Here is a 25,015-nt window from a genome sequence, read left to right on the forward strand (position 1 = left end):
AGGCGACGTGGGCGATCTTAAAGTGTCGGTCATCGTTCCGGCGCGCAACGCAGCTGCTTGGTTGGGCGAATGCCTGGCGTCAATCGGGCGCCAACACCCGCACGAAATGATTGTGATCGACGGATGCTCGACCGATGACACCGTCGAGATAGCCCGGTCCTTCGGGGCGACCGTCATCTCCGACGAGGGCCGCGGTTTGCCGGCCGCACGGATGCTGGGGGCACGCAGCGCCCGGAGCGATGTGATCGCCTTGATAGACGCCGACGTCGTACTTCCGCCGGACAGTTTGGGGCGGCTGCTGGAGGAGTTCGAGTCCGGCGGCTACGACGGCCTGCAGTTCGGGCTGGCCAGCGAAGCCGACGGTCCGGGCTACTGGGGTGCCGCGCTGGCCTGGCATCACAACCACAGCCGCGTGCGTAGCTGGTTTGGTGTCTGCGCCACCCTGATGCGCCGTGACGTACTGCTTTCGGTCGGGTTCGATGACAACTTCCGCTCCGGCGAAGATGTCGAGCTGCGGATCCGGCTGGAGCAGGCCGGCTACCGGCTGGGCGTCTCCAGCACCACAGAGGTCCGGCACAGGTTCGGCGACAGCTTTGATTCCGCCCGCGACCAGTGGCTCCAGGACGGCGCCGGGATGGCCCGGACCGTCCGCAAACATCCAGCGCGCGCCGGTTGGTTGGTGGCACTTCCACTGATGGCTTCAGTCCGGGGTGTGGGGTTGTCACTGGTGCGCGCCCCCCGTTACCTGCCCTATTGGATGTGCTTTTTTCTCTATAACTACCGCGCCATGTTCGGTGAGATCCTGCGCCCCGCAAACCAGACGCTCTCCGTCGGCGGGAACGCGGCGTGGCTGGCCGCGGCCAGGGTAGCCCCAATGCTGACCGGCTTCCTGTTCTGGGCGCTCGCAGCCGTGGTACTTCCACCGGCGCAAATTGGTCTGGGCTCTGCGGTCGTGTCCGCGGCCCTCCTGACCGTGCAGCTGGGCATGCTCGGCGTCGGGCCCGCCACGCTCACGCTCCTTCCCGCCGAAAATGACGGTGGGCGCCGCCTCATAGCCACCAGCCTGTTCACGGTAGGCACCTTTTCGCTCATAGGGGCCGGAGCGCTTGTCGCCACCACACACTCCCTCGGTTCCGGGGTCGGAGAAGCCTGGAACGATCCGCTGGTAACCGTCATCTTTGTGGCCACGGCTCTCTTCGCTGCGAGTGCCTATCAGCTCGATCACGTGGGCGTTGCCCAGGAACGCGCCGACCGCACGCTCGGCCGCAGTCTCGTGCAAAGCCTGGTGCAGCTTGCGTTCCTCGCCATCGCGTTCGCCGCCGGCATCCACGAACTATCGGTCGTTATCGGCGCTGTGGCACTTGGTGCGCTGGCCAGCGTTCTCGTGGGTCTGCGTCAGCTTGGCCGCGCCAAAGTCTCCCCGGACTGGCGGCACGGCCTGCGGCCAGGGTCGGCCTTGAAACTCCTGCGGCCCGGGCTTCCGAACCACGCGCTCATGCTCGCCGACCGCGCGCCCGGGTACCTGCTTCCCCTGATCGTTGCGTCCACGCTGGGCCCTGCGGCGACTGCCGCGTGGTACATCGTGTGGATGATGGCGTCGGCAGTCTTCTTTGTGCCGCAATCCGCCGGTTTCACCCTCCAGACAGCCTTGGCGGGCACGCGCTCGCGGCCTGGCCTCGTCGCCTCCGCACTCCGGGCCAGCCTCTTACTGACGCTTGCGGCCGGGCTGATCCTGATGCTTGCCGGCCCCTTCCTCCTTCGCCTTCTTGGACCGCAGTATGCCTCCGCTTGGGTCCTGCTTCCCGTACTTGTGCCGGCACTGCTCTTGAGCTGCGTGACCCAGGTCTATTACGGGCTGTGCCGGGCGCAAGGGCGTCTGATTGAATCCACAACTGTCGCAGTCCTGGCCGCTGCACTGGTCGTGGCACCGGCTGCAGCAGTAGCCCAGCATTATGGCCTAACCGGCGTATCCGTACTCTGGTCCGTCGCCCAGGCGGCGGTTGCCCTGATCGCCGTACAGCGTCTGATCGCGCTTACCCGAGTGATGCCCACCGCCGTAAAAAACTCAGAGTTTCCTACGGCATTGCAACACCAGCCCTCTGGAATCGAGAAACCATGACACACGAAACGGCAGCAACTGTCCCCGTGCGCACTTCCCACAAGCGGGAAGATCACGCCAGGCACAGCGGTGCGAAGCCACCCACCGACCGCAACCTCGGGCTGACTCCCTCCTGGCAGGTCAACGCTCTCGCTGGCGTAGCCGCAGCGGCGCTGGTCATCGGGGTCTGGAGCATGACCGGCGTCGATCCCCAACGGATTGGCGGCTCGGGTCTCATCGACGCTCTCCCGCCCGCCTACTTCGTCGCGCTGGCCCTCAGTTTGGGCGGATTTGTGGCGTCGCTGAGTCTTCGAAGGTTCATTCCGACGCTTCTGACGTGGCAGGTTCTGGCCACGGTAGTAATCCTCCACGGCGCCGACCCGATCATCCACGGCCTACCCCGCCTTGAGGCCACCTTCCGGCACCTGGGCATTGCCGACAACATTGCCCAGTCCGGGCAGTTGGACACAGGCCTGGACGCCTATTTCAGCTGGCCGGGCTTTTTCAACCTGTTGGGTATGGTGTCGGGCGCAACCGGCGTCAAGGACCTGATGGGCATCGCGACGTGGGCACCCCTGGGGGTAAACGTCATACTCCTGGCGCCCCTCCTGGCCCTGGCCACACGCTTGACCTCCACCCCCCGGCAGGCATGGGCTGCCGTGTGGATGTTCTATCTGACCAGCTGGGTCGGGCAGGACTATCTGTCACCTCAGGCCTATTCCTTCGTGCTCATGGTGACGCTCTTTGCCTGCCTCCTTGGCGTATTCACGGGATGGGCATGGCAGCCAAACCGCAACCGGCTCACCACCGGACTTTCCCGGGTCGTGGCCAGATTGGACGGTTCAGTTCAGCGGCAAGGGATCATCGAACCGTCCCGAGGCGAGGCCGCTGCCCTCGTCGTTGTCTGTTCACTGTTCCTCGTGGCGATGACGGCATCGCATCAGCTCACGCCGTTTGCGGTGGTCCCCATCCTGGTCGCCTTTCTGTTGACGGGCCGGCTGCGGCTTCGCTTCTTGCCCGTACTGGCCGCGGTCCTGCCGGTGGGCTGGCTGCTCTTTGTTGCCACAGCGTATGTCCAAGGCCACGCCGGACAGCTCTTCGCGTCGTTCGGCGACATCGGCGCAAACACCGTCGGCGCGCTGTCCACCAAGGTTTCCGGCAGCGATTCGCATCTGTGGGTGGTTTACACGCGGATCGCCGAGGTCGCCCTCGTGTGGATCCTTGCCGTCATCGGCGCCGTTGTAGGCCACAAGCGGAAGACGCCGTGGCTCACCGCAGCTGTCGGCGCCCTCGCACCGCTCGCCCTGATCCCGGCCCAGCCGTATGGCGGTGAACTTCTTCTTCGCCTGTACATGTTCAGCTTGCCGTTCGCGGCCTGCCTTGCGGTACTGCCGCTGCTCTCGGACAGGACTGCGGGTCTGGGACTGCGGCGGGCACTGACCCTGCTGCTGCTCGGCGCCGTGCTCGCCACAACCACTATCGTCACCCGCTACGGCAACGACTCCATGGAGAGCTTCAGCAGCGACGAAATCGCCGTCGTGAATGAGCTCTACTCGACGGCGCCTACCGGCTCCGTGCTGATCGAAGCGGTACGCAATACACCGTGGAAATTCCAGCATTACGCGGACTACGACTACCGGGCCCTCGTGCCTGCCGAGCCGAGGCCGGGGGCCGGTCCGCTCTCGTGCGACGGTGCCAACCAGATCGCCCACAACGCCGGGGCGTACGTCATCGTCACTGACAGCCAGCAGGCGGCCGCCGATCTGCGCGGTGCGACTCCCCCAGGTGACCTCCAGCATTTCATCGCCACGTGCGGCACCAGCCCTGGCTGGACCAAAGTATTCGAGAATGCCGGCGGCGTGATCTTCCACATCCAAGGAGTAAACAATGGCAAATGAACGCCGCTACGTGAGCTACGCGACGGCAGCCGTCGCCGCCGCCGCCTTACCGCTTTCCTTCTTCGGGCCCGGCGGCCTCAGACTGGCAGTCATCGGATTGTTGATGCTGGCCGGGCCTGGAACAGCGTTGGTCCTGTTGCTTCGCTTCGACCCTCCGCGGTCGCTGAAGGCGACCGGGGCACTTCCCCTCAGCATCGCAATCGCAATCGCCTTCAGTCTCGCGATGTCCACGCTCGTGGCGACCGCGATGGTCTACGCACGCATCTGGGCGCCGCCGGCAGGTGTGTGCCTGCTGGCCCTCGTCACGCTCGGCCTGCTTGGCCTCGACTTCAAGAGGTCCACGCGCTCCTTGGCAGGTGCGAAATGATCGTCTTTTTGTTGGGATTGGCCACCGTAGCCGCTCTCGTCGGCTGCGAGGTCCTTCGTGTTTTGAATCCTGAGAAGGCACTCCCGCGCGCGGTTGTCATTGCGACCGCGGCCCTCCTGTCTGTAATCGGCATCTCGGTGGCGGTACAGATGGTGCAACTGGCGTGACTGGGGCCAGTGTGCTCGTTGCTACGGCGCGAGATCAAAAGAACAAGTCGAACCAAGCACGGAAAGTAAATCAATGAGAAAACTAAAAGCACTCAGCACGGTGGGGACGCTCGGACTGCTCGTAGCCGGTACCCTTGTTTTCGGTTCCGCACAGGCAAGTTCGGCGGCGACCTGCAACGTGGGCACGCCTGTGCCGACGAATTCGTACCCCGGAACCGTGGCGGTCGCTTCAAGCTTTGAGGGCGGCAGCCTTTGCCCGCTTACGGCGACGACGTCGGGGACAGGCACAGCAACTGTCGCAAGTTCGCCCGCGCACGCTGGGACCCACTCGGCTAAGCTGCATGTGACCAGCGATTCCGGTTCCCTCGCGAACCTCTCCACCCCGGCCCTGGCCGCCGGCACCAAGACTTCCTACGCCGACGGCTGGTTCGACATCACCACCGCAGGAGTCGCCGGGAATGATGTACCGTACTTCCGCTTCTTCTCCGGCACCACCCGCGTTGCCGATATCTACCGTTACAACAGCAATGGCCAGCTGTGGCTACGCGTGACTGCACCGAACGGGGCTTTCGTCTACACGAAGCTGATCGCCGGAAGCATTACACTCAGCGCTTGGCATCATGTCTCTATGCGGGTGACTTCCAACGGCTCCGCGTCAACGGTCCAGGTCTGGTTTGACGGGGTGCAGAAGTATTCCAGCGCCGCCGTCAGTATGGCGGGAACCGGGCTGAGCAAAGTCCAACTCGGAGCCGAGCACAACCGCCAGATGGGCGATGAATACATCGACGATGTCGTCATCAAGACATCCCCATAGCGCCTAGGAAAAATTCGGCTCACTCAGCCCCAGGCGCGGGGAACTCCTGGATTGAGTGAGTTCCAACAGTGGCAACCGGGAATTGTCCCGGTTGCCACTGTTGTGCGCAGAACGCCCGGCCAGGCGGCGCGGTCGCGGCGGCCAGCTCTCATCGGTGCGACCCGGGCACGCCCGGCCAGGCGGCGCGGTCGCGGCGGCCGGCTCTCATCCCGCGGACTTGGCCGCCTTGACGAAGTCCCGGATTTTGGCCAGGTCCTTGACGCCGCGGGACGATTCGACGCCGGAGGAAACGTCCACGCCCCACGCACCGGCTTCTGCTGCCGCGCGGGCAACGTTGGCCGGATCCAGCCCGCCGGCCAGCAGCCAGTGCCGGCCGGCGAGGTCCCTGGCCCGGACCGAGCCGTAGTCCCAGGCCTCGCCCGAACCGGGTACCGCGGCGTCGACGAGCAGCAGCTCCTCGCCCCAGCTTCCGAAGGCCTCGGCAGGGGCGGACATGGTGACGGCCCGGATGACCTTCATCCCGGCGTCGTGCACTGCCTCGACGTCCGCCGGGGAACGGTCGCCATGCAGCTGGACCCAGGCCAGGCCCGCCTCGCGTGCCAGTCCGACAGCAGAATGGGCCGGCTCGTGCCGGAACACACCCACTGCGGGGACCCCGGGTGGCACGTGGGCAAGGAGGTCCCTGACGTGGGCCGGCGTGACTTCCCGGGGGCTTCGGGTCAGGACGAAGCCGATGGCGTCAGCCCCGGACTCAGCCGCGGCCCGGACCGACTCCGTTGTGCTGAGGCCGCACACTTTGACGAACATTCGGGCTCCTTCTGCAGCACTTGTTGTCTCTGACGTTAGCAAGAGCGCGCCGCCGTGCCGAGTTGCGGTTCCTTCCACCGGTGTCACATCGGGCATGGGACGGCGGCCTGGCCGGTGGCGGCGGATAGGCTGGGAGAATGGAGATCATCCGCTATGCCACGCTCAAAGCCCAACCCTGGCGCAACGGCGGCGGGGTAACCCGCGAACTGGCCAGCCGCCCCAAGACTGTCTCTGCAGTTACGGCCACAGCCCCGGGCAGCGCCTGGGATTGGCGGGTGAGCATCGCCGAGGTGTCCAAGGCCGGAGACTTCTCCGCCTTCCCCGGCATGGACCGCGTGCTTACTGTCATCGATGGCGACTTGCTGCTCCTGAGCGTCGACGGCACCGAGCACCCCCTCGAGAAATACCGCCCGTTCCGGTTCTCGGGCGATGCAATTTCGTCAGCCGCCCTGCCCACTGGCGACATCCGGGACCTGAACGTCATCACGCGCGGCGGCTCCTTCAAGGGCTACACCTCCATCATCGAACTCTCCAAGAAACGCGCCCATCCCGTGTTCGAGGGCCAACTCGGGATCCTGCTCCAAGGACAGGCGACAGTCCGCCCCGGTGCCAGGAACGACTCCGGCGCGCCCGCACCCGGCGCGCCCGCACCCGGCGCGCCCGCACCCGGCGAGCCGGCACCGGGCGAGCCGGCGGCCGGCGGGCGCCAGGACGCGGAACATATCGAGCTGAGCCGGTACGACGCCGTCATCGGGACAGATACGGCCACGCCGGAAATCCTGGGCCGCGGCTTCCTGGCCGTCGTGTCCATCGACCCTGTAGCAGACGGCGCCTAGAGGACAGGCCGCTCCCTGGGATGGGCGGCAAGGCGGGACCGAGGCGACGCTCCCGCCCAGTTGCTCCGCTGTTCACCAGGCCTGTGCGCCCCGACACGCTGCAACACGCTGTGGCGTCACCCTGATGGTGGCTGGCAACTGGGCGGGAGCGGCGGAATACTCCGGCGCCGGCCGGAGTTCTTGGCAGGGACGACAGTCACATGTGCAATCCAGAAGATGGGGAGTTCCATGAATATCGAAGCGGCAGCATCAGTCCGGCTCGGCGACGGCCTTTCAGTCAGCCCCCTGGGGTTCGGCGGCATGGCACTAACTCCGGTGTACGGACAGGTGGACCCGGCCGAGGCGCTGCAGACCCTGCACCATGCGGTGGACTCCGGCGTGACTTTCATCGATACGGCGGACATCTACGGCGGCGGCAGCAACGAGGAGCTCATCGCGCAGCTGCTCAAGGACCGCCGCGGCGAAATCCAGCTGGCCACCAAGTTCGGCCTCGTCGGCAGCCCGGCGGAGGGCTACCGTGACATCCGCGGCGACGCCTCTTATGTCAAACAGGCCGTGGACCGCAGCCTGCAACGGCTGGGGACCGACACCATCGACCTCTACTACATGCACCGCCGTGACCTCCGCGTTCCGATAGTGGAAACCGTGGAGGCCATGGCAGCGCTTGTGCAGCAGGGCAAGGTGCGGCACCTTGGCCTGTCCGAGGTCACGGCCGAGGAACTGCGCGAAGCTAACAGTGTCCACCCGATCGCAGCCGTACAGAGCGAATGGTCCATCTGGAGCCGGGATGTAGAACTTCATGTTGTTCCCGCCGCGGCCGAGCTGGGCGTGGGCTTCGTGCCCTACTCGCCGCTCGGCCGGGGGTTCCTCACTGGCACGGTTGACGCCTCGAAGCTTGGCAGCAACGACTTCCGCCGCAACATCCCGCGTTTCGCCGCGGATGCCGCGGAGGCCAACCGTGGTGTGGTGGCTGCGGTGCAGGCGGTCGCTTCCGAGCTGGAGGCGACGCCGGCCCAGGTTGCGCTGGCCTGGCTGCTGGCGCAGGGCAGCAAGCTGGGGCTTCCTGTCGTCCCCATCCCCGGAACCCGCAAGGCGTACCGGATCGACGAGAACCTGGGCGCCCTGGCGCTCGCCTTCACCCCGGCGCAACTGGACAAGCTCGACGCCGCCGCGGACGCCGTCGTCGGCTCCCGTTCCGCGGACCCCAGCTGGGTTTCGCAGGGCCGCGAATAGTCCGTCCGTAGACTGATGCCCATGGACTCGCTCATTCACTCACTTCGAGACATCACCATCCGCCGGATTTCAGTCAGCGAGATGGACAACAACGTGTACTTGCTCACCGCCAGGCAGTCCGGCGCGCAGCTGCTGATCGATGCCGCCGATGATCTGGCGGCCATTCAGGAACTGCTTGCGGACGCCGCCGCGGATACCTCGGCCGCGCCCAAGCTGGCGCTGATCGCTACGACCCATCAGCATTGGGACCACGTCCGTGCACTGCCCGGCCTCGTGGAAGCCACCGGTGTCCGGACCGCGGCCGGGACGGACGACGCCCCGGAGCTGCCGGTGCCGGTGGATGTGCTGCTGAGTCACGGGGACGTCGGCAACTTCGACGGATTCGATGTGACGGCAGTGCACCTGCGGGGGCACACCCCGGGTTCAATCGCCCTCGTGTACCAGGACCCGGAGGGCCCGGCACACATCTTTTCCGGCGACTCGCTGTTCCCGGGCGGCGTGGGCAATACCCAGAAGGATCCCGCGCGGTTCGCCCAGCTCATCACCGACGTCAGCGAGCGGCTGTTCGACGTTTATCCGGATGACACCGTGGTGCACCCGGGCCATGGAAAGCCCACCACACTGGGTGCGGAGCGGCCCCACCTGGAAGAGTGGCGCGCCCGCGGCTGGTAGGGCCGCCGGGTAGGTCCTGAAACCTCATCGAGTGCTCCGTAACTGCCGTTTAGAAGGTTCATAACGGCGGTTTTGGAGCACTCGACGGTGGTTAAGCTGGGGCCACGACCGCCGGGTTCCCTGACCGAGCTTGCGAGGTTGGGGATTAGCGGCTGCGGCGTTCGTTTGATGCCGGAGCGGACGCACGGCGGGGTCCGCTGCGCGCCGGACGGCCTTCACCGGAGCGGCCATTGCCGCCACCTGCGTAAGATCCGCCCGAGGTTCCGTCAGTGTTGGAGGACCACACAGCCGGGTTTGCGCCGGACTTGGCGCCGGCAGCTGCACGCTGGCCCGTTGCCGGACGTCCGCCGCGCTGGCCGCCAGCCGAAGCCCCGGTGCGGGGCGCGCCGCCGGTGCGGGGTGCGCCCGAGCGGGGTGCGCCGCTGCGGGGTGCCGAAGCGCCGCGGGCATCGCTGCGTCCCTCGGCTGCCCGGCCGTCAGAACCCCGGCCGGCGGATGCGCGGCCGCCTGAAGCCGGAACATCGTTGTGGTGCGCGTATGCAGTGGACCGGCCGCGGGCGTTGCGTCGTGCTGCGCGCTCGGCGTCCATCCGGTCCTCGTTCTTTTCCGCTACACGCTCAGCGGCGTTGCGCGCCGCGGCCTGCCCTTCGTAGGCCACGGCTCGGCGCTCTGCACGGGGAAGGTCGGTGCGGGGAGCTTCGGTTCCGACGCGTCCGCGTCCGCCGCGACCGCCCCGGCCACCCGCGGTGGGTGCAGCCTGGGTGGAACGGCGGGCGCGCTTGCGCTCGGCATTGGCGCCCGTGGAGGTGCCGCCGCCCTGGTTGGACTTTGCAGCAAGCAGTGCAGCGCGGGTGCGGGGATCGATCTTGTCGGCCATCTCGCCGACAAGTTCGGCCACGAGCGGCGAGTTGGCTGTGACGCGCTCGAAGTTGACCTCGACGCCGGCAGCCTTCATGAGCTTCTTGACGTCCGACTGCTGCTCGGGAAGCGTCAGCGTGACGACAGTGCCGTCGGAGCCGGCGCGGGCCGTGCGGCCTGAACGGTGCAGGTAGGCCTTGTGCTCCGTGGGCGGATCCACGTGGATGACGAGTTCGACGTCGTCGACGTGGACGCCGCGGGCGGCCACGTCGGTGGCGACCAGGACGCGGACTTCGCCGGAGGAGAACTCGGCCAGGTTGCGGTCACGGGCGTTCTGCGACAGGTTGCCGTGAAGATCGACGGCGGGGATGCCGGCGTCGGTCAGGGTCTTGGCCAGCTTGCGTGCGTGGTGCTTGGTGCGCATGAAGAGCACCCGGCGGCCGGCACCCGAGGCGAGCTCGACGATCAGCTGCTTCTTGACGGTCTGGTCGTTGACGACCAGCACGTGGTGTTCCATGGTGGTCACCGCAGCCTGTGATTCATCCACAGCGTGGGTGAGCGGGTTGGACAGGTAACGCTGGACGATCTTGTCCACGCCGTTGTCCAGGGTGGCGGAGAAGAGGAGTCGCTGGCCCTGGCTGGGGGTCATGTCCATGAGCTTCTTGACCACCGGAAGGAAACCGAGGTCGGCCATGTGGTCGGCCTCGTCCAGGACGGTGATCTCGACACCCTCAAGGGTCAGGATGCGCTGGCGGATCAGGTCTTCCAGGCGTCCCGGGCAGGCGATGACGATGTCGACGCCGGCGCGCAGGGCCTTTTCCTGGCGGGCCTGGGAAATGCCGCCGTAAATCACGGTGGTGTTCAGGCCCATGGCCTTGGCCATCGGCTCGATGGTGGCGTTGATCTGGGTGGCCAGTTCGCGGGTCGGTGCGAGGACCAGTCCCATGGGGCGGCCCGGCTTGCGGAAGTGCTTGGCCTCCCGCTCAGCGAGTCGTGCTACAAGCGGGATGGCGAAGGCGATGGTCTTGCCGGAACCGGTCCGGCCGCGGCCCAGGACGTCGCGTCCGGCCAGGGTGTCGGGGAGGGTCTTGACCTGGATGGGGAACGGTTCCACGATCCCCTGGGCGGTCAAGGTGTCAGCGAGGGTCTTGGGCGTGCCGAGGGCAGCAAAAGTAGTCATATGTTTCGAGGTCTTTCAGGCGGTATCCGTGCGGATATCGGCCCCCGGTGCCGGTTGGCCCAAGGGTTCGCCGAAGAAAAGTCAGGTGATCAACCGGGCCGCTACCAACCTTGCGGCAGTGGCGGCCGGGACCAAATAGAACGCGTTCATCGACGCAGGATGTGCCTCTCACATGAAAAAACCCACTCCCGGCGAACGGCTTCGGTGAAGAATTCGGCCGGGGAACCGGTTGATGAACCGGTTCCGGTCAATCAGGACCCTGTCCATCAAGACCAAAGTGGGCATCACTGCACATCAAGTTTCACCAGTCTATCATCCGGGGGCCTCCCCGCATGATGACCAACGCCTCCACGTCGATCAAGCGTAGGGTGCCCGTGCGCGAGTCCCGGAGCCAGAACAGATCGGTGGACGCCACGGTTCGGCTCACCGTGCCACGGTGGAAGAGCCTGCCGTTATGCCACGCCTCGATTTCGTCCCCCACAGCCAATTCAGTGCTGGCGTTGATGTGCCGCGCTTCTTCTGCGTCCATGATGATTGCCTTCCCCAGCGTGCCAACGTCCTGGGCCCAGCATTCACGACGAAGGTTTCGGAAGCGTTTCCGTGCCGTGATTTCCGTGTATCTCCGACCCGGTAGCCCGCACCGTGCCGTGCCTGCAATGATGTCCTGCAATGACGTAGTGAGCGATCCGGAGGAGAACCATGACGGAGCATGATGACGGGCAGGCGCACAGCCGAGTCGACGTAGGCGGCCGCCACGGCGGCGGCCACATTGGCGAGTCCGGCACCGCGGCGGACATGTGGGACGAGAGGTACCGGAGCCGGGCCAGGGTGTGGAGCGGGCAGCCCAATCCGCAGCTGATCGCAGAGGCCTCCGATCTGCCTCCGGGCAGCGCCCTTGACCTGGGCTGCGGCGAGGGTGCCGACGCCATCTGGCTCGCCAGCCGCCGGTGGGCCGTGACGGCGCTGGACGTCTCCGCCGTCGCCCTTGAACGGGCGGCAGCCCACGCGCGGGAGGCGGGGCAGGACGCAAACATCGAGTGGGTGCAGCAGGACCTTGCCAGCTGGGTACCGGAGCGGCAGTTCGACCTGGTCACCGCCCAGTTCCTGCATTCCACCCGGATGCCGTGGCAGCAGGCCCTCCAGCTCGCCGCGGCGGCCGTGCGGACGGGCGGGACCCTGCTCATCGTGGGCCACCACCCCGACGGCTTGCCGCCGTGGGGAACGCACAACACGGCGGAGAAGTACTTCACCGCGGAACAGCTCGCCAGTGAACTCGGGATCGAGGCGCCCGAGTGGCGCCTGGACGTCGTCGACACCCGGCACCGCAGCGCCTTCGGACCCGACGGCGAGGCGGCGGCCCTCACCGACGCCGTATTGCGGGCTACCCGCCTGGCCGCCCGCTGACGCCGGATCGGGTGTGCTGAGAGCCAAAATATGACATGGGACACCGGACGACAACTGAGGCTACGATCATCGACAGTTGTCGACACCGACTCCCCCGCGCCACCAGCGCCTACCAGAGCCCGGCCGCCACGCCCCGCCCATGTGACCCGCGTCTCATATTGCCGACAAGTCAGCGAACGGAGTCCCCTCAACATCCCGCAAGGGGGTTGCGTCTCCGGCGGCACAGCGGCGGATTTGCCCTGTGGAAGCGGCCGGCCGGACCTGCGCGGGGCGCGTCGGGCGGAATAAGGCCTCTAGGCTTGATGCACACGACAAAGTGTTACCTCCGTCACGCCAAGGCTGGATCAGTGCGGGCCGCGATGCCGGAGTTCCACGGCGCATCGCCCCCGCCTGCAACAAGGAAGAAGCCACATGTCAGAACGCACCACCACGGCTGTCCCGAAGATCGCAACAAAGCCCTCCGCAGGCAGCCCGGTCCAGGAACCACATCTCGCCCGCGCCCTGGGGAACCGCCACATCCAGCTGCTCGCCATCGGCGGGGCGATCGGCACCGGCCTGTTCATGGGGTCCGGCAAGACCATCTCCCTCGCCGGACCGTCCGTGATTTTCGTCTACATGATCATCGGTTCCATGTTGTTCTTCGTCATGCGGGCCATGGGCGAGATCCTGCTCTCCAACCTGAACTACAAGTCGTTCAGCGACTTTGCCGGTGACCTTCTCGGTCCGTGGGCAAGTTTTTTCACCGGCTGGTCCTACTGGTTCTTCTGGGTGGTCACCGGAGTGGCCGACATCGTGGCTATCGCCGGTTACGTCGACAAGCTCGCGCCGGGCACCCCGCTCTGGATCCCGGCCCTGATCACCCCTCTGGTCCTGATCCTGCTGAACCTGCCCGGCGTCAAAGCCTTCGGTGAAACGGAATTCTGGTTCGCCATCATCAAGGTGGTCGCGATCATCGCGTTGATAGCGACCGGCGTTGTCATGATCGCCACGCATTTCACGTCGCCCAGCGGCGCCGTGGCGAACCTGGCCAACATGTGGAACGACGGCGGCATGTTCCCGCACGGCGTATTCGGCTTCATCCTCGGCTTCCAGATCGCCATTTTCGCCTTCGCGGGCATCGAACTCGTGGGCACCGCAGCCGCGGAAACCAAGAACCCGGAAAAGAACCTCCCGCGGGCCATCAACTCCATCCCCATCCGGGTGCTGCTGTTCTACGTGGGCGCCCTTGTGGTCATCATGGCAGTCAACCCCTGGCGCAGCATCGATCCGGCCAGCAGCCCGTTCATCGGCATGTTTACCTTGGCCGGGCTGGGCATCGCCGCGGTGGTCGTCAACCTTGTGGTCCTGACCTCCGCGGCCTCCAGCGCCAACTCCGGGATCTACTCCACCTCCCGGATGGTCTACGGCCTCGCCCAGGACGGCAATGCGCCGAAGATATTCGGGAGGCTCAGCGTCCGCAAGGTCCCGCAGAACGCACTGCTGTTCTCCTGCATTTTCCTGCTGGCCGGGTTGGTCCTGCTCTACGCCGGCGATTCCGTCATTGGCGCCTTCACGATCGTCACGTCCGTGGCCTCCGTCCTGACGATGTTCGTCTGGTCCATGATCCTCGTCAGCTATATCGTGTTCCGCCGGCGCCGCCCGGCCCTGCACGCCGCCTCAACGTTCAAGATGCCCGGCTCCGCCTTCATGCCCTATGTGGTGCTGGCATTCTTCGGCTTCATGCTCGTGGCACTGGCCCAGGCCGATGACACCCGGATGGCTCTCGTGGTGGCACCTGTTTGGTTCCTTCTGCTCGGCGCAGCCTGGTACTTCAACCGCCAGGCGCCGCTGCAGCAAGCCCGGATTGAGGAATGGAAAGCCCTCCGCTCCGCCGAGGAAGCTCCTGTAGCCGGCTGAGCTTACGTCGGGAAGTGATCCCGGGCAGCCTGCCCGGGGCGGAACTCCGCGAAGGAGCTCCGGCCGGTTTCCGGCCGGAGCTCCTTTCGCTGCCGCAGCGGGTGCGCGGCTAAGGGTGCGCGGCGACGCGCGGGGCAACCGCGACGGCGGCAGCGCCTGCCACCGCCGTCAAGGCGAACACCCCAGCAAAGGACGCGACCGTCGTCGTGAACGCGGCAAAGACCAACCCTGTGGCGGCCAGGGCGAGTGCGCCGCCCAGGGAATCGGAGATGGACATCGCCGAGCTGTTGAAGCCTTCCGTGTCCTTGGTGGAAAGGGCCAGGGTCATGACGCTCAGGCGCGGATACATCAAGCCCATGCCGCCGCCGGCAAATACCCAGCCGGTGATCGCGACGGCGGCCGGCCACGCCAGCACCGTGGTCACGAGTGCCAGGACGACGGCGCCGAGCACGAGCGCCGAACCGATCCGGACCGCACGCCGATGGCCCAACCGGGCACCGAGCCTGCCTTGGATGGCCGATGCCGCCGCCCACGCGAGCGCGCCGCCGGTGAGGGTGAGACCCGCGAACGTGGGCGAGAAGACATAGCGTTCCACCAGCAGGTAGGGCAGGTACACCTCAGCCCCGAAGAAGGCGGCGGACGCGAGGCCGCGGGTCAGGATGACGCTCGGGAGTCCGCGGCGGGCTGCGAGGGTTCCCTGCGGCATCAGGGGACGGACCGCTACGAGCGCCACGACGACGGCGGCCGCCGCCAGGGCACCCCCGGCCACGGGTACCTGCGCGGAAAGGTTCAGTCCCAGCACGGCGAGCGCCGCAAGCATTGCCCAGGCCAGCCGGGCGTAGCCCGAGGTCGTGCGCGGGGCTTTCGGCTGCCGGGGGTCCGCCGTGCCGTTGGGGTCGCTCCGGGGGCCGATTCGGTGGGGGTCACCGGGGGCGCCTTCGGCGGTGCCGCGCAGTCCGCGCAAGGCAGGAGCGATCATGAGCAGGGCCGGCAGCACCAGTCCCACCACCCCCAGGAAGACCCAGTGCCAGCTGGCCAGCTGGGCCACGAGCCCGGCCGCGAACGGACCCACAAGGGACGGGACCACCCACGCGGCGGAGAAGGCCGCGAAGATCTTCGCATGCAGCACCGGCGGGTACACGCGGGCGATCACCACGTAGAGCGCCACCGTCATGCCGCCCCCGCCCAGTCCCTGCACGAGCCGCCCGGACACGAGAACGGGCATGTCAACGGCGGTTCCGGCGATCAGCAGGCCGAGCGCGAACATGGCCACCGATCCGTAGAGCGGAACGACGGGCCCGCGCCGGTCGGACCAGCTCCCGGTGGCCACCATCCCGATGACGCCGGTGGCGAGCGGGCCGGCGAAGGCCAGCGCATACAGGCCGGCCCCGCCCAGTTCACGGCTGACCAGCGGCATGATCGTGGTCACCGCCAAGGACTCAAACGCTGCCAGGAACACCAGCGCGCAGGCGCCGAACGTCACGAGCAGGTAGCTGCGGTGGAAGATGCCGGCCGGTTCGGGGGCCAGGGTCGGGGCGGAACGGGACACGGGAGGGGCCTGATCGATAGTCATGGAGGCAGCCGCAGGACCTCAACCAACGCTGAGGTCTCGGTTGCACGGTTCTGGTTGAAAGCTAGAGGGGAAGCATCCCACAGCTGCCCGGCGGCGCGCACCATCCTCCTCTAGACCGCGACGTCGAGTCCATGGGCCGGGACGACGACGGCCCCGGTGGCCGTTGAGTCCGGGTTCAACATCCAGCCCACGCGCTTGACCGGGCTGAGCATGATGACGCTCTCGGCCAGTTCGATGCCGGGGACCCGCTGCCGAAGCGCCAGCTCAGCATTCATGACCTCGGCGAGGGACTGCAGCCACATGATGATGACGAAGTTGGTGCGGCCCGTGGTGGAGGCGCTGAGCCTGATGTTCCGGAAACCCCGCAGGGCCGCCGCTGCGGCGTCGTGCTGGCCTGCAGGAACGTTGGCGAACCATTGGCACGTGACGGGGAACCCGGACTCCTTCTGCGCAATTTCGCACCGGAAGGACAGCATTCCGCTGGCCAGGACCCGGCTGAGTTGCCGCTGCACGGTGGCCGGGTGCCGGTCCAGGGCCCGCGCCATTTCGGCAGCCGACGCCCGCCCGTCCCTGGAAAGGAACGGAAGCAGTGCCAGATGGCTCGCCTGCAACGGCGGCCCGGCGGGCACGGCATGCATCAGGCCTGTCGCTTCCGGGCCGGCCAGGGCCGCCAGCGCCGACTGCTGCTTGCGGTCCAGGACGTTGAGCCGCCAGGCACCGCCGCCGCTGTGGAGCCGGGTGCACAAGGCGATCTGGTATTTCACCAGCCCTTCGATGTCTTTGAACCGCGCCACGACATCGGCACTGAATTGTTCCAGGGACGGAGTGATCACGGTCAGCATCAGGTCCCGGTTGCTGGCGGCCTCATCGATCGTGACAACGGCCGGCAGTGCGGCGAGGGCCGCGGTCACCTGCGCCCGCCGGTGCATTTCACAGTCGATATCCACCATGGCCAGGCACATCTGTTTCGGATCACCGATCAGATGGGCCGTGACCCAGGAGGCGCCCGCGGCGCGCAGCCGCTCCCAGCGGGCGGCCAGGGTGGTGGCGTGGACGCCCAGGACCTCGGACGCGTCGTGCCAGCTCAGGCGGGGCGCTATCTGCAGCGCGTTGATCAGCGCCAGGTCATCCTCGCTGAGTTCCATCCCCTGCCTTTCTAGAATGCGCGAATCCTTTGAATTGCCTCTTGGTTCTGCATTATTCCAGCAATCACCGTCCGATGTGAGGCACGCCACTACAGAATGGCCGGAGAACATCACGAAAGCCTGGATCCACAGGCGCCCCGAAAAACGCACCACCGAGACCTGGAGGATGAATGACTACCGCCGCAGACGCCAAGGAGTTGCAGGGAGACCTCACACGGTTCCGGCACGAAATGCACCGGGAGCCGGAGATTGGCCTGAGCCTCCCGCGGACGCAGGAAAAGGTGCTCAAGGCGCTCGAAGGACTCCCCTACGAGATCAGCCTCGGCCGGGACACGACGTCGGTGACGGCGGTCCTCCGCGGGCAGGCACCGCGCGGCGGGGAGCCTGCAGCCAACGCCGCGGGGCGCCCCGCCGTGCTGCTTCGGGCGGACATGGACGCCCTGCCGGTGCAGGAAAAAACCGGCGCCGATTTCACGTCCCGGATCGACGGCGCCATGCACGCCTGCGGCCATGACCTCCACACGGCGATGCTCACCGGTGCCGCAACGCTCCTGGCCGAGCGGCGGAACGAACTCGCGGGCGACGTCGTCCTGATGTTCCAGCCCGGGGAGGAGGGTTTCGACGGCGCCGGCCACATGATCCGCGAGGGCGTGCTGGACGCCGCAGGCCGCCGGGTGGACGCCGCCTACGGCATGCACGTGTTTTCGTCGCTGGAGCCGTACGGCCGCTTCTGCACCCGCCCGGGCGTGATCATGAGCGCCTCCGATGGCCTCTTTGTCACCGTGTTCGGCGCCGGCGGACACGGCTCCGCGCCGCATGCCGCCAAGGACCCGGTGACGGCCGCGGCGGAGATGGTCACCGCGCTTCAGGTCATGATCACGCGCCAGTTCAACATGTTCGATCCCGTCGTCCTGACCGTGGGCGTGCTCCAGGCCGGCACCAAGCGCAACATCATCCCCGAGACCGCGCGCTTCGAAGCGACGGTGCGCACGTTCTCGGCGGCGGCCCGGGAGAAAATGATGGCCGCCATCCCTACGCTGCTCAAGGGCATCGCCGCAGCCCATGGACTTGAGGTGGACGTGGACTACCGGGACGAGTACCCGCTCAGCGTCACCGACGAGGACGAGACGCACACGGCCGAGCGGGTCATCCACGAACTCTTCGGCGAAGACCGGCACGTCCGCTTCGCCAACCCGCTCAGCGGTTCGGAGGACTTCTCCCGGGTCATGGAGGAAGTCCCGTCCACGTTCATCGGGCTGAGCGCCGTGCCCCGGGACGCGGACCACGCCACGTCCGCCTTCAACCACTCCCCCTACGCCACGTTCGACGACGGCGTCCTCGCCGACGGCGCGGCGCTCTACGCCGAACTGGCACTGCAGCGGATTGCCGCGCTGGCCTCTTCCCCCGCCCCCGCCGCATCCGGCACCCGCCCCTGATCATTCTGGAGACACCCATGACAAGCACTCTCAACCCGCAGCGCGAGGCCCGGGCAACGCTCCGGAAGACCCTCGTCGGCACCGGCATCGGCAACGCCGTCGAGTGGTACGACTGGGCGATTTACGCGACGTTCACGCCGTTCATCGCCAGCCAGCTGTTCAGCAAGGCAGATCCCGCCTCGGCCGTGCTGTCCACCTTGGCGATCTTCGCCGTCGGCTTCGTGGCGCGGCCCTTTGGCGGATTCCTGTTCGGCTGGATCGGCGACAGGATCGGCCGGAAGGCGTCCATGACCCTCGCCGTCGGCTTGGCCTCGCTGGGCAGCCTGCTCATCGGCATCGCACCGACGTTCGCCGCCGCCGGCGTCTGGGCGTCCCTGCTGCTGCTGGTGGCCCGGCTGGTCCAGGGACTTGCGCACGGCGGCGAGCTGCCGTCGTCGCAGACCTACCTGTCCGAGATCGCGCCGCGGGAACACCGCGGCTTCTGGGCCACCCTGATCTACACGTCCGGCACGGTCGGCATCCTGTTCGGCACCCTGCTCGGCGCGGTCCTGAACATGAGCCTGAGCGCCGACATGATGAACGCCTGGGGCTGGCGCGTCCCGTTCCTGATCGGCGCCGCGTTTGGCCTCTACGCGCTGGTAATGAGGGCCCGGCTGCACGAAAGCACCGTGTTCGAGAACGAGCCCGCGGACGAGAAGCGGGAGCCGATCTGGCCGCAGATCGTCCGGCACCGCAAGCAGGCATTCCAGGTGATCGGCCTGACCGTGGGGCTAACTGTCATCTACTACATCTGGGGCGTTGTGGCTCCCAGCTACGCCACCACGGCGCTGAAGATCGACAGGGGCGAGGCCCTCTGGGCCGGAGTGGTCGGCAACCTCGTCTTCATCGCCGCCCTGCCGTTCTGGGGCAAGCTTTCGGACCGGATCGGCCGCAAGAAAGTGCTGTGGGCCGGCGCCACCGGGGCGGCCGTGCTGCACTTCCCGATGACGTGGCTGCTGAAGGACTCCGCCTGGCAGCTGGCGGTCAGCATGTCCGTGATGCTCATCTTCATCGCCGCGAGCGCAGCTATTGTGCCGGCCGTGTTCGCGGAACTCTTCCCGACCAGCATCCGGACGGTCGGCGTCGGCGTCCCCTACTCGATCTGCGTGGCGGCTTTCGGCGGCACCGCGCCCTACCTGCAGCAATGGCTCAAGGACGTCGGCATGGCGCAGGCCTTCAACCTCTACGCCGTGGTCCTGCTGGTCATCAGCATCGCGTTCATCTTCAGCATCCCGGAGACCAACGGAAAGGACCTGCGCGGCTGATCCCGCGCCTGCAACCGGGATCAGCCGCCGATGAACGCGTTCCGGCCGGCGCGGTAGCCGAACACCGCGGCCAGGGCACCAACTGCGAGGAACAGCACACCCGCCGCAACGAAGGATCCCGTGGACTGGTGCAGCTGGCCGACCAGGAGGGTTCCGGTCGAACCGAGCCCGTAGCCAACGCCCTGCATCATCCCGGACAGGTGGGCAGCGGTGTGGCCGTCGCGGGTGCGGAGCATGATCATGGTGAGTGCGACGGCGGTCAGGCTGCCCTGGCCGAGGCCCAGCAGCCCGGTCCACAGCCAGATGAGCTCCGGCGGCCCGAAGATGCTCAACGCGAACCCTCCGCCGGTCATCAGCGCCACCACCGTATTGATGGCGCGCTGGTCGCGGAAGCGGGCAGCCAGTGCAGGAGCGAACAGGGAACCGAGCATCTGCAGCACAATCGAGGCCGAGACGATCAGCCCGGCTGTCCCGCCGTCCACCCCGCGTTCGCGCAGGATCGGCGCCAGCCAGGCAAAGACGCTGAACGACATCATTGCCTGCAGGACCATGAAGATGGTCACCTGCCAGGCGATGGCCGACCGCCACACGTTGACCCCTTGGGCTGCCTGCAGCTGGCGGCCGTGCCGTTGGCGGACGGCCAGCGGCAGGAACAGGAGGAGAACGACGCCGGCCGGCAGCGACCAGAACCACAGCGCCGCGGACCACTCCCCGGTCGCCCTGAACACCGGGTAGGTGAAGCCGGCGCCGAGGGCCGCCGAGGCGCAGATCGCCGTCGTGTAGAGCCCGCCCATCAGGCCGAGGCGGTCCGGGAAGTCGCGCTTCACAAGTCCCGGCAGCAGCACGTTGCAGAGCGAAATCGCGGCTCCGCATGCCGCTGTTCCGGCCAGAAGCGCCGGAAGGTGGCCGGCCCCGCCTCCTTCCACGGGGCGCAACAACAGCCCGGCGGTCAGGACAGCCATGGCGCCCAGGAGCACGCGCTCGGCACCGAAACGGCGGGCCAGCACCGGGGCGGCCGGGGCGAACACGCCGAGCAACGTCACCGGCACGGTGGTGAGAACCACCACCGCCCAGCCCGGCAGCCCGGCGTCGGCCGTCACCTCGGGTAGCACGGCGGAAAAGCTGGAGAACACGGTGCGCAGGTTCAGCCCGATCAATACCAGGCAGACGCCGAGGTAGGCCAGTGCGCGGCGGCTCCCGACGCGGGTGGACCCTGATGCCGGAACGTCGTCAGGGTCCACCAAAGTGCCGCGGCGGCCGTGAGGCACGCCCTCGACGGCGGGGCTGCTGGCAGCGGTCTGCGGGACCCTCTTCGGCACAGTCACGGACCCATTCTGGCAGAGCCCCGGCCGCACCGTGTGTCAACGGCCCCGGGGCGGGAGCCGGCCCCGCGGGCTCCCGCGGACCCCCGCGGACCCCACCGAGCGGGGCCGTGCGGGGCCGTGCGGGCCCGTGCGGGTGCGGGATTTCCTCTATTCTGGAAGGGATGAGTGAATCCCCTGAATCCCCGCAGACTCCGCAGCCCGCACGCCCCGTGACGCCCGGCAGCCAGGCCTCCTTCGGCACCTACGGCGGCCGGCCGGTCAGCTTCGTGCGCCGCGGAACCCGGTTGCAGGGCCGCCGCCAGGCCGCGTGGGAAGAGCACTCGGACCGGTGGGCCGTCGAGGTCCCGCGCCACATCGCCAACACCTCGGTGCACCCGGACTACGTCTTCGACGCGGAGGCCGAGTTCGGCCGGAAAGCTCCGCTGATCGTGGAGATCGGCTCCGGCCTCGGCGACGCCGTGTGCCATGCCGCGGAGGAGAACCCGGACACGGACTTCCTCGCCGTGGAGGTCTACACGCCGGGTCTCGCCAACACCCTGATCAAGATCAACGGGCGGAAGCTGAGCAACGTCCGCGTGGTGGAAGCGAACGCCCCTGAGGTGCTGGCCACGATGTTGCCGGCCGGTTCCGTCACTGAGCTGTGGGTCTTCTTCCCGGATCCGTGGCACAAATCCCGCCACCACAAGCGCCGCCTCATCCAGCCCGAGTTCGCCGAGCTCGCAGCGCGGGCCCTGAAGCCCGGCGGCATCTGGCGGATCGCGACGGACTGGTCCAACTACGCCGTTCACGTGCGCGACGTCCTGGCCGGCTCGGCCGCCTTTGAGAACCTGCATGCGGGTGAGCGCAGCCGGGACGAGAGCCCCCTCACCCGGGTGTGGGAATCCGGCGTGGAATCCCTCGTGGGCGGGGCGCCCGTCAAGGAGGGCCGCGCGCCTGTGAGCACCGAACACACCGGACCCAACCATGGAACCGACGAAACCGGCGGCTGGGCGCCGAGGTTCGAGGGCCGGATCCTGACCAGCTTCGAGAACAAGGCGCACGAGGCCGGCCGGCTCATCTTCGACCTCAGTTACCGGCGCCGCTAAGCCGGGGGCGCTGCCCGCGGCGCTGTTCCCGGACGGTCCGGCGTGGCACCATAACGGGAAAAGAATTCCCGGGGCGGACCCACGGCCCCGGAACGGACCGGAGTAGGATCGACCATCAAAAAAGAACTAAAAGACGCCGTCGAAGTCGCCGTGGACGTCACCAATTCCAAGCCGCTCGAGGTGGCGGCGCGGGCGGGATTTGCCGTCAGCGGCATCCTGCATTTCCTCATCGGCCTGGTCGCCCTCCGACTGGCCATGGGCGGACAGGGCCAGGCCGACGTCAGCGGCGCCGTCCAGGAGCTCGCCGTGCAGCCGGCAGGACCCGTGCTTCTCTGGAGCGCCTTCGCAGCCTGCGTCGCACTGGCCATCTGGCAGGCCAGCGACGCCATCTTCGACTTCGAGCACCTGCCCACGAAGAAAAAGGTCGGCAAGAAGCTCAAGGCCACCCTCCAGGCCGTCGTGTACACCGGCTTCGCACTCACGCTGGCGTCCGTCGCCATCGGCGCCCGGGCGGACCACCGCCGCTCCACGAGCGACCTCACCCTGCAACTCATGCAGGCACCGGGCGGGACCCTGCTCCTGTTCATCCTCGGCGGCGCAGTGGCCCTTACCGGTGTCGTCTACGCCATCCGCGGCTTCAGGAAGTCCTTCATCAAGTACCTGGTCATGCCGTCCAACGGCCACGCCCGCTCCGCGGTGACCGCCACCGGAATCGCAGGCTACGCCGCTAAGGGCGTCGCCCTGCTCCTGACGGGGCTGCTGATCGTCATCGCCACCTGGAAGGCGGATCCGGACGAGTCCACGGGGCTCGACGGCGGCCTGAGGGCCCTGCGCGAGCAGCCCATGGGCATGTACATGCTGGCAGCCGTCGGCGTCGGGCTGATCTGCTACGGCATCTTCATGGCAATGCGGGCCAGGCTCGCCAAGATGTAACGCCGGCGGCGGGGCCCCCGGGCGTGCCGGCACAGATCGCAGGTCTGGAAGACGAAGTCGGGAGCCTGCGGACGGGAATGCGTGCCGACGTCCTCGCCGTGGACGGGGACTTCCGTGGTTTCACGGTCCTGCGGGCAGGCCCGGTTCTGCCCGGACCGACAGTTGAGCCTCGCCGGAAGCACGCTGCCCGCGGTCCGGGACGGCTCGTGATTCAGCAGTGATTGAGCAGGGCGGCAGTCCACGGCGCCGCCCTGAACCATTTGTCCCCCGGCGACGTCATAAGGGTTAGCGCCGGCCTCCGAGTTGGGCTGGCTCGAGTCAAGGAGCAGCAGATGAAGAAGCACCTCAGCATTGGCTTGTCCGCCTTCGCCCTCGCGGCCGTCCTCTCCGGCTGTGCCGGCACCACCGCAACGTCAACAACGTCGACGGCGGCGACGACGACGGCACCTGCGCCTGCAGCGTCGTCATCGTCAGCGCCTGCCGCGTCATCGTCGGCGCCTGCCGCAGCAGCGGCGGACCTCATGGTGGCCCCGTCCAGGGCCGGGCAGATCGTCGTGGACATGAAGGGCATGAGCGTCTACGTCTTTACGAAGGACACCAAGGATTCCGGGACCACCGCCTGCACCGGCTCGTGCGCCAACAACTGGCCGGCAGTCACCACCGCGTCCGACACTCCCGCGGCCACCGGCGTCATGGGCACGGTGGGAACCGCCGCAACAGCGGACGGCAAGAAGCAGCTGACCATCAACGGCATGCGCGTGTACTACTTTGCCAAGGACCAGGCCCCCGGTGACATCCTGGGCCAGGGCGTAGGCGGCGTCTGGTATCTCGTGACCCCCTCCGGGGCGATGGTCACGTCCGCGGCCGGCGGCTACTAACGACCACGCGCCTCACCCCGGCCGGCGATCCCCGGCCGGGGGCTTCCGTTTAGGCGTCGGCCTCTTCGAACTCCAGGGCGGCAAGGATCTCCCTGGTCCGAGGATCGAGCATAAATGCTTCGTCGTCATCCTCCACCATGAGGAATTCCCCCTGGTCGGTAGCGAAGTGCCAGGCCAAGGTGGTCTCTCCGTTGTGCTCGTAGTTGGGATCGCCCATGGAGATCCGCAGCAGGGTGTGGCCCGCAACATCGCACAGCTCGCGAATAATCTGCTCAAATTCCGGGGCGTCCAGGAGCGCTTCCTCGGCAGCGGCCGCCTGGCGCTCGGCCAGGTTGGGGATCCGTGCCACGCGCCCGGCGATGTGGGCATCGAGCTCGTCGTCGGAGAGGACCAGCAGACCGTCCTGGCTGCGGAGCCAGGCGGCGTTCAGCTCCAGGATGTCCTCGGTTTCCAGGAGCGACTCGAACTCCCCATCCAACTCTTCCATGCGCTTCACGGCCTCCGACGTTCCGTCATCAGCAGCATCACCCGCGGCATTCCAGCCCGTGCCGCCGTCCAGATACGCGTCGACGTCGGTATCGGAAAGGGCGCCGAAGGCGGCCACAGTCCGGTTGAACAGATCCAGGTGCCGGGTTGCGCCCATCCGTTCCAGGCCTTCCCGGACGAAGGGGTCGATCTCTTCGCGTTCGGGCGCGGTGAATACGTACTGGGCGAAGCCGCCGCCCAGCGACTGCGTCAGGTAGAAGTCCACGTAGTAGCTGAGCAGCGCAGCCGGGGAGATTTCCCCGGCGTCGAGCAGTTCCGCAAACATGGTGTTGACGACGTTTACGTTCGCGTCGACAACGTCCTCGTTTCCGCCGTTCATGCCCTCCGTGGTCAGCACGGTGGGGTAGTTGTTGGCGGACTGGCTGGTGGGCTCACCGTTGGTCATGAGAGATCCTTACTGCTGAAGTCGGCTGATAGTCCGGACTCTTCCAAGGTAGGCGGGCCCCGCCGCCGTCGGCCGAGCCCCGGTTGAACGTCAGGAGAAGATTCAAGGACCGTTTGAAGACGGCCGGCCCGGACTCGGGGTAGCCGGAAGAGTGCGAGATCGCCGGAAGCTTAGG

Annotated in this window: 22 protein-coding genes; 15 read left to right on the forward strand and 7 right to left on the reverse strand. The window is 67.3% G+C overall.

All coding sequences use genetic code 11. From position 1 onward, the window contains the following. The first annotated feature begins 7 nt into the window (after positions 1 to 7). The 5 genes from AC1DCZ_RS12095 to AC1DCZ_RS12115 all read left to right on the forward strand — a co-directional run bounded on the left by AC1DCZ_RS12095 (position 8) and on the right by AC1DCZ_RS12115 (position 5,344). Positions 8 to 2,119, forward strand: coding sequence for a glycosyltransferase (locus tag AC1DCZ_RS12095; protein WP_476974796.1), 2,112 nt, complete (start codon positions 8 to 10; stop codon positions 2,117 to 2,119). Further along, positions 2,116 to 3,996 (forward strand): hypothetical protein, encoded by a 1,881-nt coding sequence (locus tag AC1DCZ_RS12100; protein ID WP_476974797.1) that lies wholly within the window; start codon positions 2,116 to 2,118, stop codon positions 3,994 to 3,996. Before AC1DCZ_RS12095 ends, AC1DCZ_RS12100 begins: the two co-directional genes overlap by 4 nt. Next, on the forward strand, positions 3,986 to 4,363 hold the full coding sequence (locus tag AC1DCZ_RS12105; RefSeq protein WP_476974798.1) for a hypothetical protein: 378 nt from the start codon (positions 3,986 to 3,988) through the stop codon (positions 4,361 to 4,363). Before AC1DCZ_RS12100 ends, AC1DCZ_RS12105 begins: the two co-directional genes overlap by 11 nt. Then, positions 4,360 to 4,530, forward strand: a complete 171-nt coding sequence (locus AC1DCZ_RS12110; protein ID WP_476974799.1) for a hypothetical protein — start codon at positions 4,360 to 4,362, stop codon at positions 4,528 to 4,530. Before AC1DCZ_RS12105 ends, AC1DCZ_RS12110 begins: the two co-directional genes overlap by 4 nt. A 73-nt stretch (positions 4,531 to 4,603) precedes the next feature. After that, positions 4,604 to 5,344, forward strand: a complete 741-nt coding sequence (locus AC1DCZ_RS12115) for a hypothetical protein (RefSeq protein ID WP_476974800.1) — start codon at positions 4,604 to 4,606, stop codon at positions 5,342 to 5,344. A 204-nt stretch (positions 5,345 to 5,548) separates the two neighbouring features. On the opposite strand, the gene AC1DCZ_RS12120 is transcribed toward AC1DCZ_RS12115, so the two are convergent. Further along, positions 5,549 to 6,151, reverse strand: a complete 603-nt coding sequence (locus tag AC1DCZ_RS12120; RefSeq protein ID WP_476974801.1) for a phosphoribosylanthranilate isomerase — start codon at positions 6,149 to 6,151, stop codon at positions 5,549 to 5,551. 137 nt (positions 6,152 to 6,288) lie between these two features. On the opposite strand from AC1DCZ_RS12120, the gene AC1DCZ_RS12125 reads away from it, so the two are divergent. The 3 genes from AC1DCZ_RS12125 to AC1DCZ_RS12135 all read left to right on the forward strand — a co-directional run bounded on the left by AC1DCZ_RS12125 (position 6,289) and on the right by AC1DCZ_RS12135 (position 8,892). Further along, positions 6,289 to 6,987, forward strand: coding sequence for a HutD/Ves family protein (locus AC1DCZ_RS12125; protein ID WP_476974802.1), 699 nt, complete (start codon positions 6,289 to 6,291; stop codon positions 6,985 to 6,987). 228 nt (positions 6,988 to 7,215) lie between these two features. Continuing rightward, positions 7,216 to 8,220, forward strand: coding sequence for an aldo/keto reductase (locus AC1DCZ_RS12130; protein ID WP_476974803.1), 1,005 nt, complete (start codon positions 7,216 to 7,218; stop codon positions 8,218 to 8,220). Between the two features lie 21 nt (positions 8,221 to 8,241). Continuing rightward, positions 8,242 to 8,892, forward strand: a complete 651-nt coding sequence (locus AC1DCZ_RS12135; RefSeq protein WP_476974804.1) for an MBL fold metallo-hydrolase — start codon at positions 8,242 to 8,244, stop codon at positions 8,890 to 8,892. A gap of 145 nt (positions 8,893 to 9,037) precedes the next feature. On the opposite strand, the gene AC1DCZ_RS12140 is transcribed toward AC1DCZ_RS12135, so the two are convergent. Together AC1DCZ_RS12140 and AC1DCZ_RS12145 are read right to left on the reverse strand one after the other, a co-directional pair. Further along, positions 9,038 to 10,930, reverse strand: coding sequence for a DEAD/DEAH box helicase (locus tag AC1DCZ_RS12140; protein ID WP_476974805.1), 1,893 nt, complete (start codon positions 10,928 to 10,930; stop codon positions 9,038 to 9,040). Positions 10,931 to 11,231: 301 nt separating this feature from the next. After that, the gene (locus AC1DCZ_RS12145) at positions 11,232 to 11,459 is read right to left on the reverse strand and encodes a hypothetical protein (RefSeq protein WP_476974806.1); all 228 of its coding nucleotides are present in this window, start codon (positions 11,457 to 11,459) and stop codon (positions 11,232 to 11,234) included. Between the two features lie 170 nt (positions 11,460 to 11,629). Here AC1DCZ_RS12145 and AC1DCZ_RS12150 point away from each other — a divergent pair, with 170 nt between their 5' ends. Beyond that, complete coding sequence (locus tag AC1DCZ_RS12150) at positions 11,630 to 12,334, forward strand: class I SAM-dependent methyltransferase (protein WP_476974807.1); 705 nt, start codon at positions 11,630 to 11,632, stop codon at positions 12,332 to 12,334. A gap of 411 nt (positions 12,335 to 12,745) precedes the next feature. After that, complete coding sequence (locus AC1DCZ_RS12155) at positions 12,746 to 14,230, forward strand: amino acid permease (protein ID WP_476974808.1); 1,485 nt, start codon at positions 12,746 to 12,748, stop codon at positions 14,228 to 14,230. Positions 14,231 to 14,339: 109 nt separating this feature from the next. Here AC1DCZ_RS12155 and AC1DCZ_RS12160 read toward each other — a convergent pair whose 3' ends face one another. Together AC1DCZ_RS12160 and AC1DCZ_RS12165 are read right to left on the reverse strand one after the other, a co-directional pair. Further along, a complete protein-coding gene (locus AC1DCZ_RS12160; protein WP_476974809.1) occupies positions 14,340 to 15,803 on the reverse strand; it encodes an MFS transporter in 1,464 nt (487 codons plus the stop codon). Positions 15,804 to 15,913: 110 nt separating this feature from the next. Beyond that, positions 15,914 to 16,948 carry an AsnC family transcriptional regulator gene (locus tag AC1DCZ_RS12165; RefSeq protein ID WP_476895958.1) on the reverse strand — a complete coding sequence of 345 codons (1,035 nt, stop codon included), beginning with the start codon at positions 16,946 to 16,948 and terminating at the stop codon, positions 15,914 to 15,916. 170 nt (positions 16,949 to 17,118) lie between these two features. Between AC1DCZ_RS12165 and AC1DCZ_RS12170 the strand changes: the two genes are divergently transcribed. Further along, complete coding sequence (locus AC1DCZ_RS12170; RefSeq protein ID WP_476974810.1) at positions 17,119 to 18,384, forward strand: M20 metallopeptidase family protein; 1,266 nt, start codon at positions 17,119 to 17,121, stop codon at positions 18,382 to 18,384. Positions 18,385 to 18,401: 17 nt separating this feature from the next. After that, positions 18,402 to 19,688, forward strand: coding sequence for an MFS transporter (locus tag AC1DCZ_RS12175; RefSeq protein WP_476895956.1), 1,287 nt, complete (start codon positions 18,402 to 18,404; stop codon positions 19,686 to 19,688). A 20-nt stretch (positions 19,689 to 19,708) separates the two neighbouring features. Here the strand turns inward: AC1DCZ_RS12175 and AC1DCZ_RS12180 are convergent, their stop codons facing one another. Continuing rightward, positions 19,709 to 20,956 (reverse strand): MFS transporter, encoded by a 1,248-nt coding sequence (locus AC1DCZ_RS12180; protein ID WP_476974890.1) that lies wholly within the window; start codon positions 20,954 to 20,956, stop codon positions 19,709 to 19,711. Positions 20,957 to 21,174: 218 nt separating this feature from the next. Here AC1DCZ_RS12180 and trmB point away from each other — a divergent pair, with 218 nt between their 5' ends. The 3 genes from trmB to AC1DCZ_RS12195 all read left to right on the forward strand — a co-directional run bounded on the left by trmB (position 21,175) and on the right by AC1DCZ_RS12195 (position 23,909). Then, positions 21,175 to 22,098: a tRNA (guanosine(46)-N7)-methyltransferase TrmB gene (gene trmB / locus AC1DCZ_RS12185; RefSeq protein ID WP_476974811.1), complete on the forward strand. Its 924-nt coding sequence runs from the start codon at positions 21,175 to 21,177 to the stop codon at positions 22,096 to 22,098. A gap of 150 nt (positions 22,099 to 22,248) precedes the next feature. Continuing rightward, positions 22,249 to 23,031, forward strand: coding sequence for a DUF1206 domain-containing protein (locus AC1DCZ_RS12190; RefSeq protein ID WP_476974812.1), 783 nt, complete (start codon positions 22,249 to 22,251; stop codon positions 23,029 to 23,031). 332 nt (positions 23,032 to 23,363) lie between these two features. Continuing rightward, complete coding sequence (locus AC1DCZ_RS12195) at positions 23,364 to 23,909, forward strand: COG4315 family predicted lipoprotein (protein WP_476974813.1); 546 nt, start codon at positions 23,364 to 23,366, stop codon at positions 23,907 to 23,909. A gap of 49 nt (positions 23,910 to 23,958) precedes the next feature. Here AC1DCZ_RS12195 and AC1DCZ_RS12200 read toward each other — a convergent pair whose 3' ends face one another. Beyond that, on the reverse strand, positions 23,959 to 24,840 hold the full coding sequence (locus AC1DCZ_RS12200; protein WP_476974814.1) for a DMP19 family protein: 882 nt from the start codon (positions 24,838 to 24,840) through the stop codon (positions 23,959 to 23,961). Positions 24,841 to 25,015: the final 175 nt, after the last annotated feature.

This window comes from Arthrobacter sp. 10N418 (assembly GCF_056394725.1).

Coding starts and splice junctions, on each gene's coding strand:
- AC1DCZ_RS12165 (WP_476895958.1), bottom strand. CDS start 16,948: ATGGAACTCAGCGAGGATGACCTGGCGCTGATCAACGCGCTGCAGATA.
- AC1DCZ_RS12130 (WP_476974803.1), top strand. CDS start 7,216: ATGAATATCGAAGCGGCAGCATCAGTCCGGCTCGGCGACGGCCTTTCA.
- AC1DCZ_RS12155 (WP_476974808.1), top strand. CDS start 12,746: ATGTCAGAACGCACCACCACGGCTGTCCCGAAGATCGCAACAAAGCCC.
- AC1DCZ_RS12195 (WP_476974813.1), top strand. CDS start 23,364: ATGAAGAAGCACCTCAGCATTGGCTTGTCCGCCTTCGCCCTCGCGGCC.
- AC1DCZ_RS12160 (WP_476974809.1), bottom strand. CDS start 15,803: ATGACTATCGATCAGGCCCCTCCCGTGTCCCGTTCCGCCCCGACCCTG.
- AC1DCZ_RS12115 (WP_476974800.1), top strand. CDS start 4,604: ATGAGAAAACTAAAAGCACTCAGCACGGTGGGGACGCTCGGACTGCTC.
- AC1DCZ_RS12145 (WP_476974806.1), bottom strand. CDS start 11,459: ATGGACGCAGAAGAAGCGCGGCACATCAACGCCAGCACTGAATTGGCT.
- AC1DCZ_RS12150 (WP_476974807.1), top strand. CDS start 11,630: ATGACGGAGCATGATGACGGGCAGGCGCACAGCCGAGTCGACGTAGGC.
- trmB (WP_476974811.1), top strand. CDS start 21,175: ATGAGTGAATCCCCTGAATCCCCGCAGACTCCGCAGCCCGCACGCCCC.
- AC1DCZ_RS12175 (WP_476895956.1), top strand. CDS start 18,402: ATGACAAGCACTCTCAACCCGCAGCGCGAGGCCCGGGCAACGCTCCGG.
- AC1DCZ_RS12135 (WP_476974804.1), top strand. CDS start 8,242: ATGGACTCGCTCATTCACTCACTTCGAGACATCACCATCCGCCGGATT.
- AC1DCZ_RS12110 (WP_476974799.1), top strand. CDS start 4,360: ATGATCGTCTTTTTGTTGGGATTGGCCACCGTAGCCGCTCTCGTCGGC.
- AC1DCZ_RS12125 (WP_476974802.1), top strand. CDS start 6,289: ATGGAGATCATCCGCTATGCCACGCTCAAAGCCCAACCCTGGCGCAAC.
- AC1DCZ_RS12120 (WP_476974801.1), bottom strand. CDS start 6,151: ATGTTCGTCAAAGTGTGCGGCCTCAGCACAACGGAGTCGGTCCGGGCC.
- AC1DCZ_RS12100 (WP_476974797.1), top strand. CDS start 2,116: ATGACACACGAAACGGCAGCAACTGTCCCCGTGCGCACTTCCCACAAG.
- AC1DCZ_RS12140 (WP_476974805.1), bottom strand. CDS start 10,930: ATGACTACTTTTGCTGCCCTCGGCACGCCCAAGACCCTCGCTGACACC.
- AC1DCZ_RS12200 (WP_476974814.1), bottom strand. CDS start 24,840: ATGACCAACGGTGAGCCCACCAGCCAGTCCGCCAACAACTACCCCACC.
- AC1DCZ_RS12170 (WP_476974810.1), top strand. CDS start 17,119: ATGACTACCGCCGCAGACGCCAAGGAGTTGCAGGGAGACCTCACACGG.
- AC1DCZ_RS12105 (WP_476974798.1), top strand. CDS start 3,986: ATGGCAAATGAACGCCGCTACGTGAGCTACGCGACGGCAGCCGTCGCC.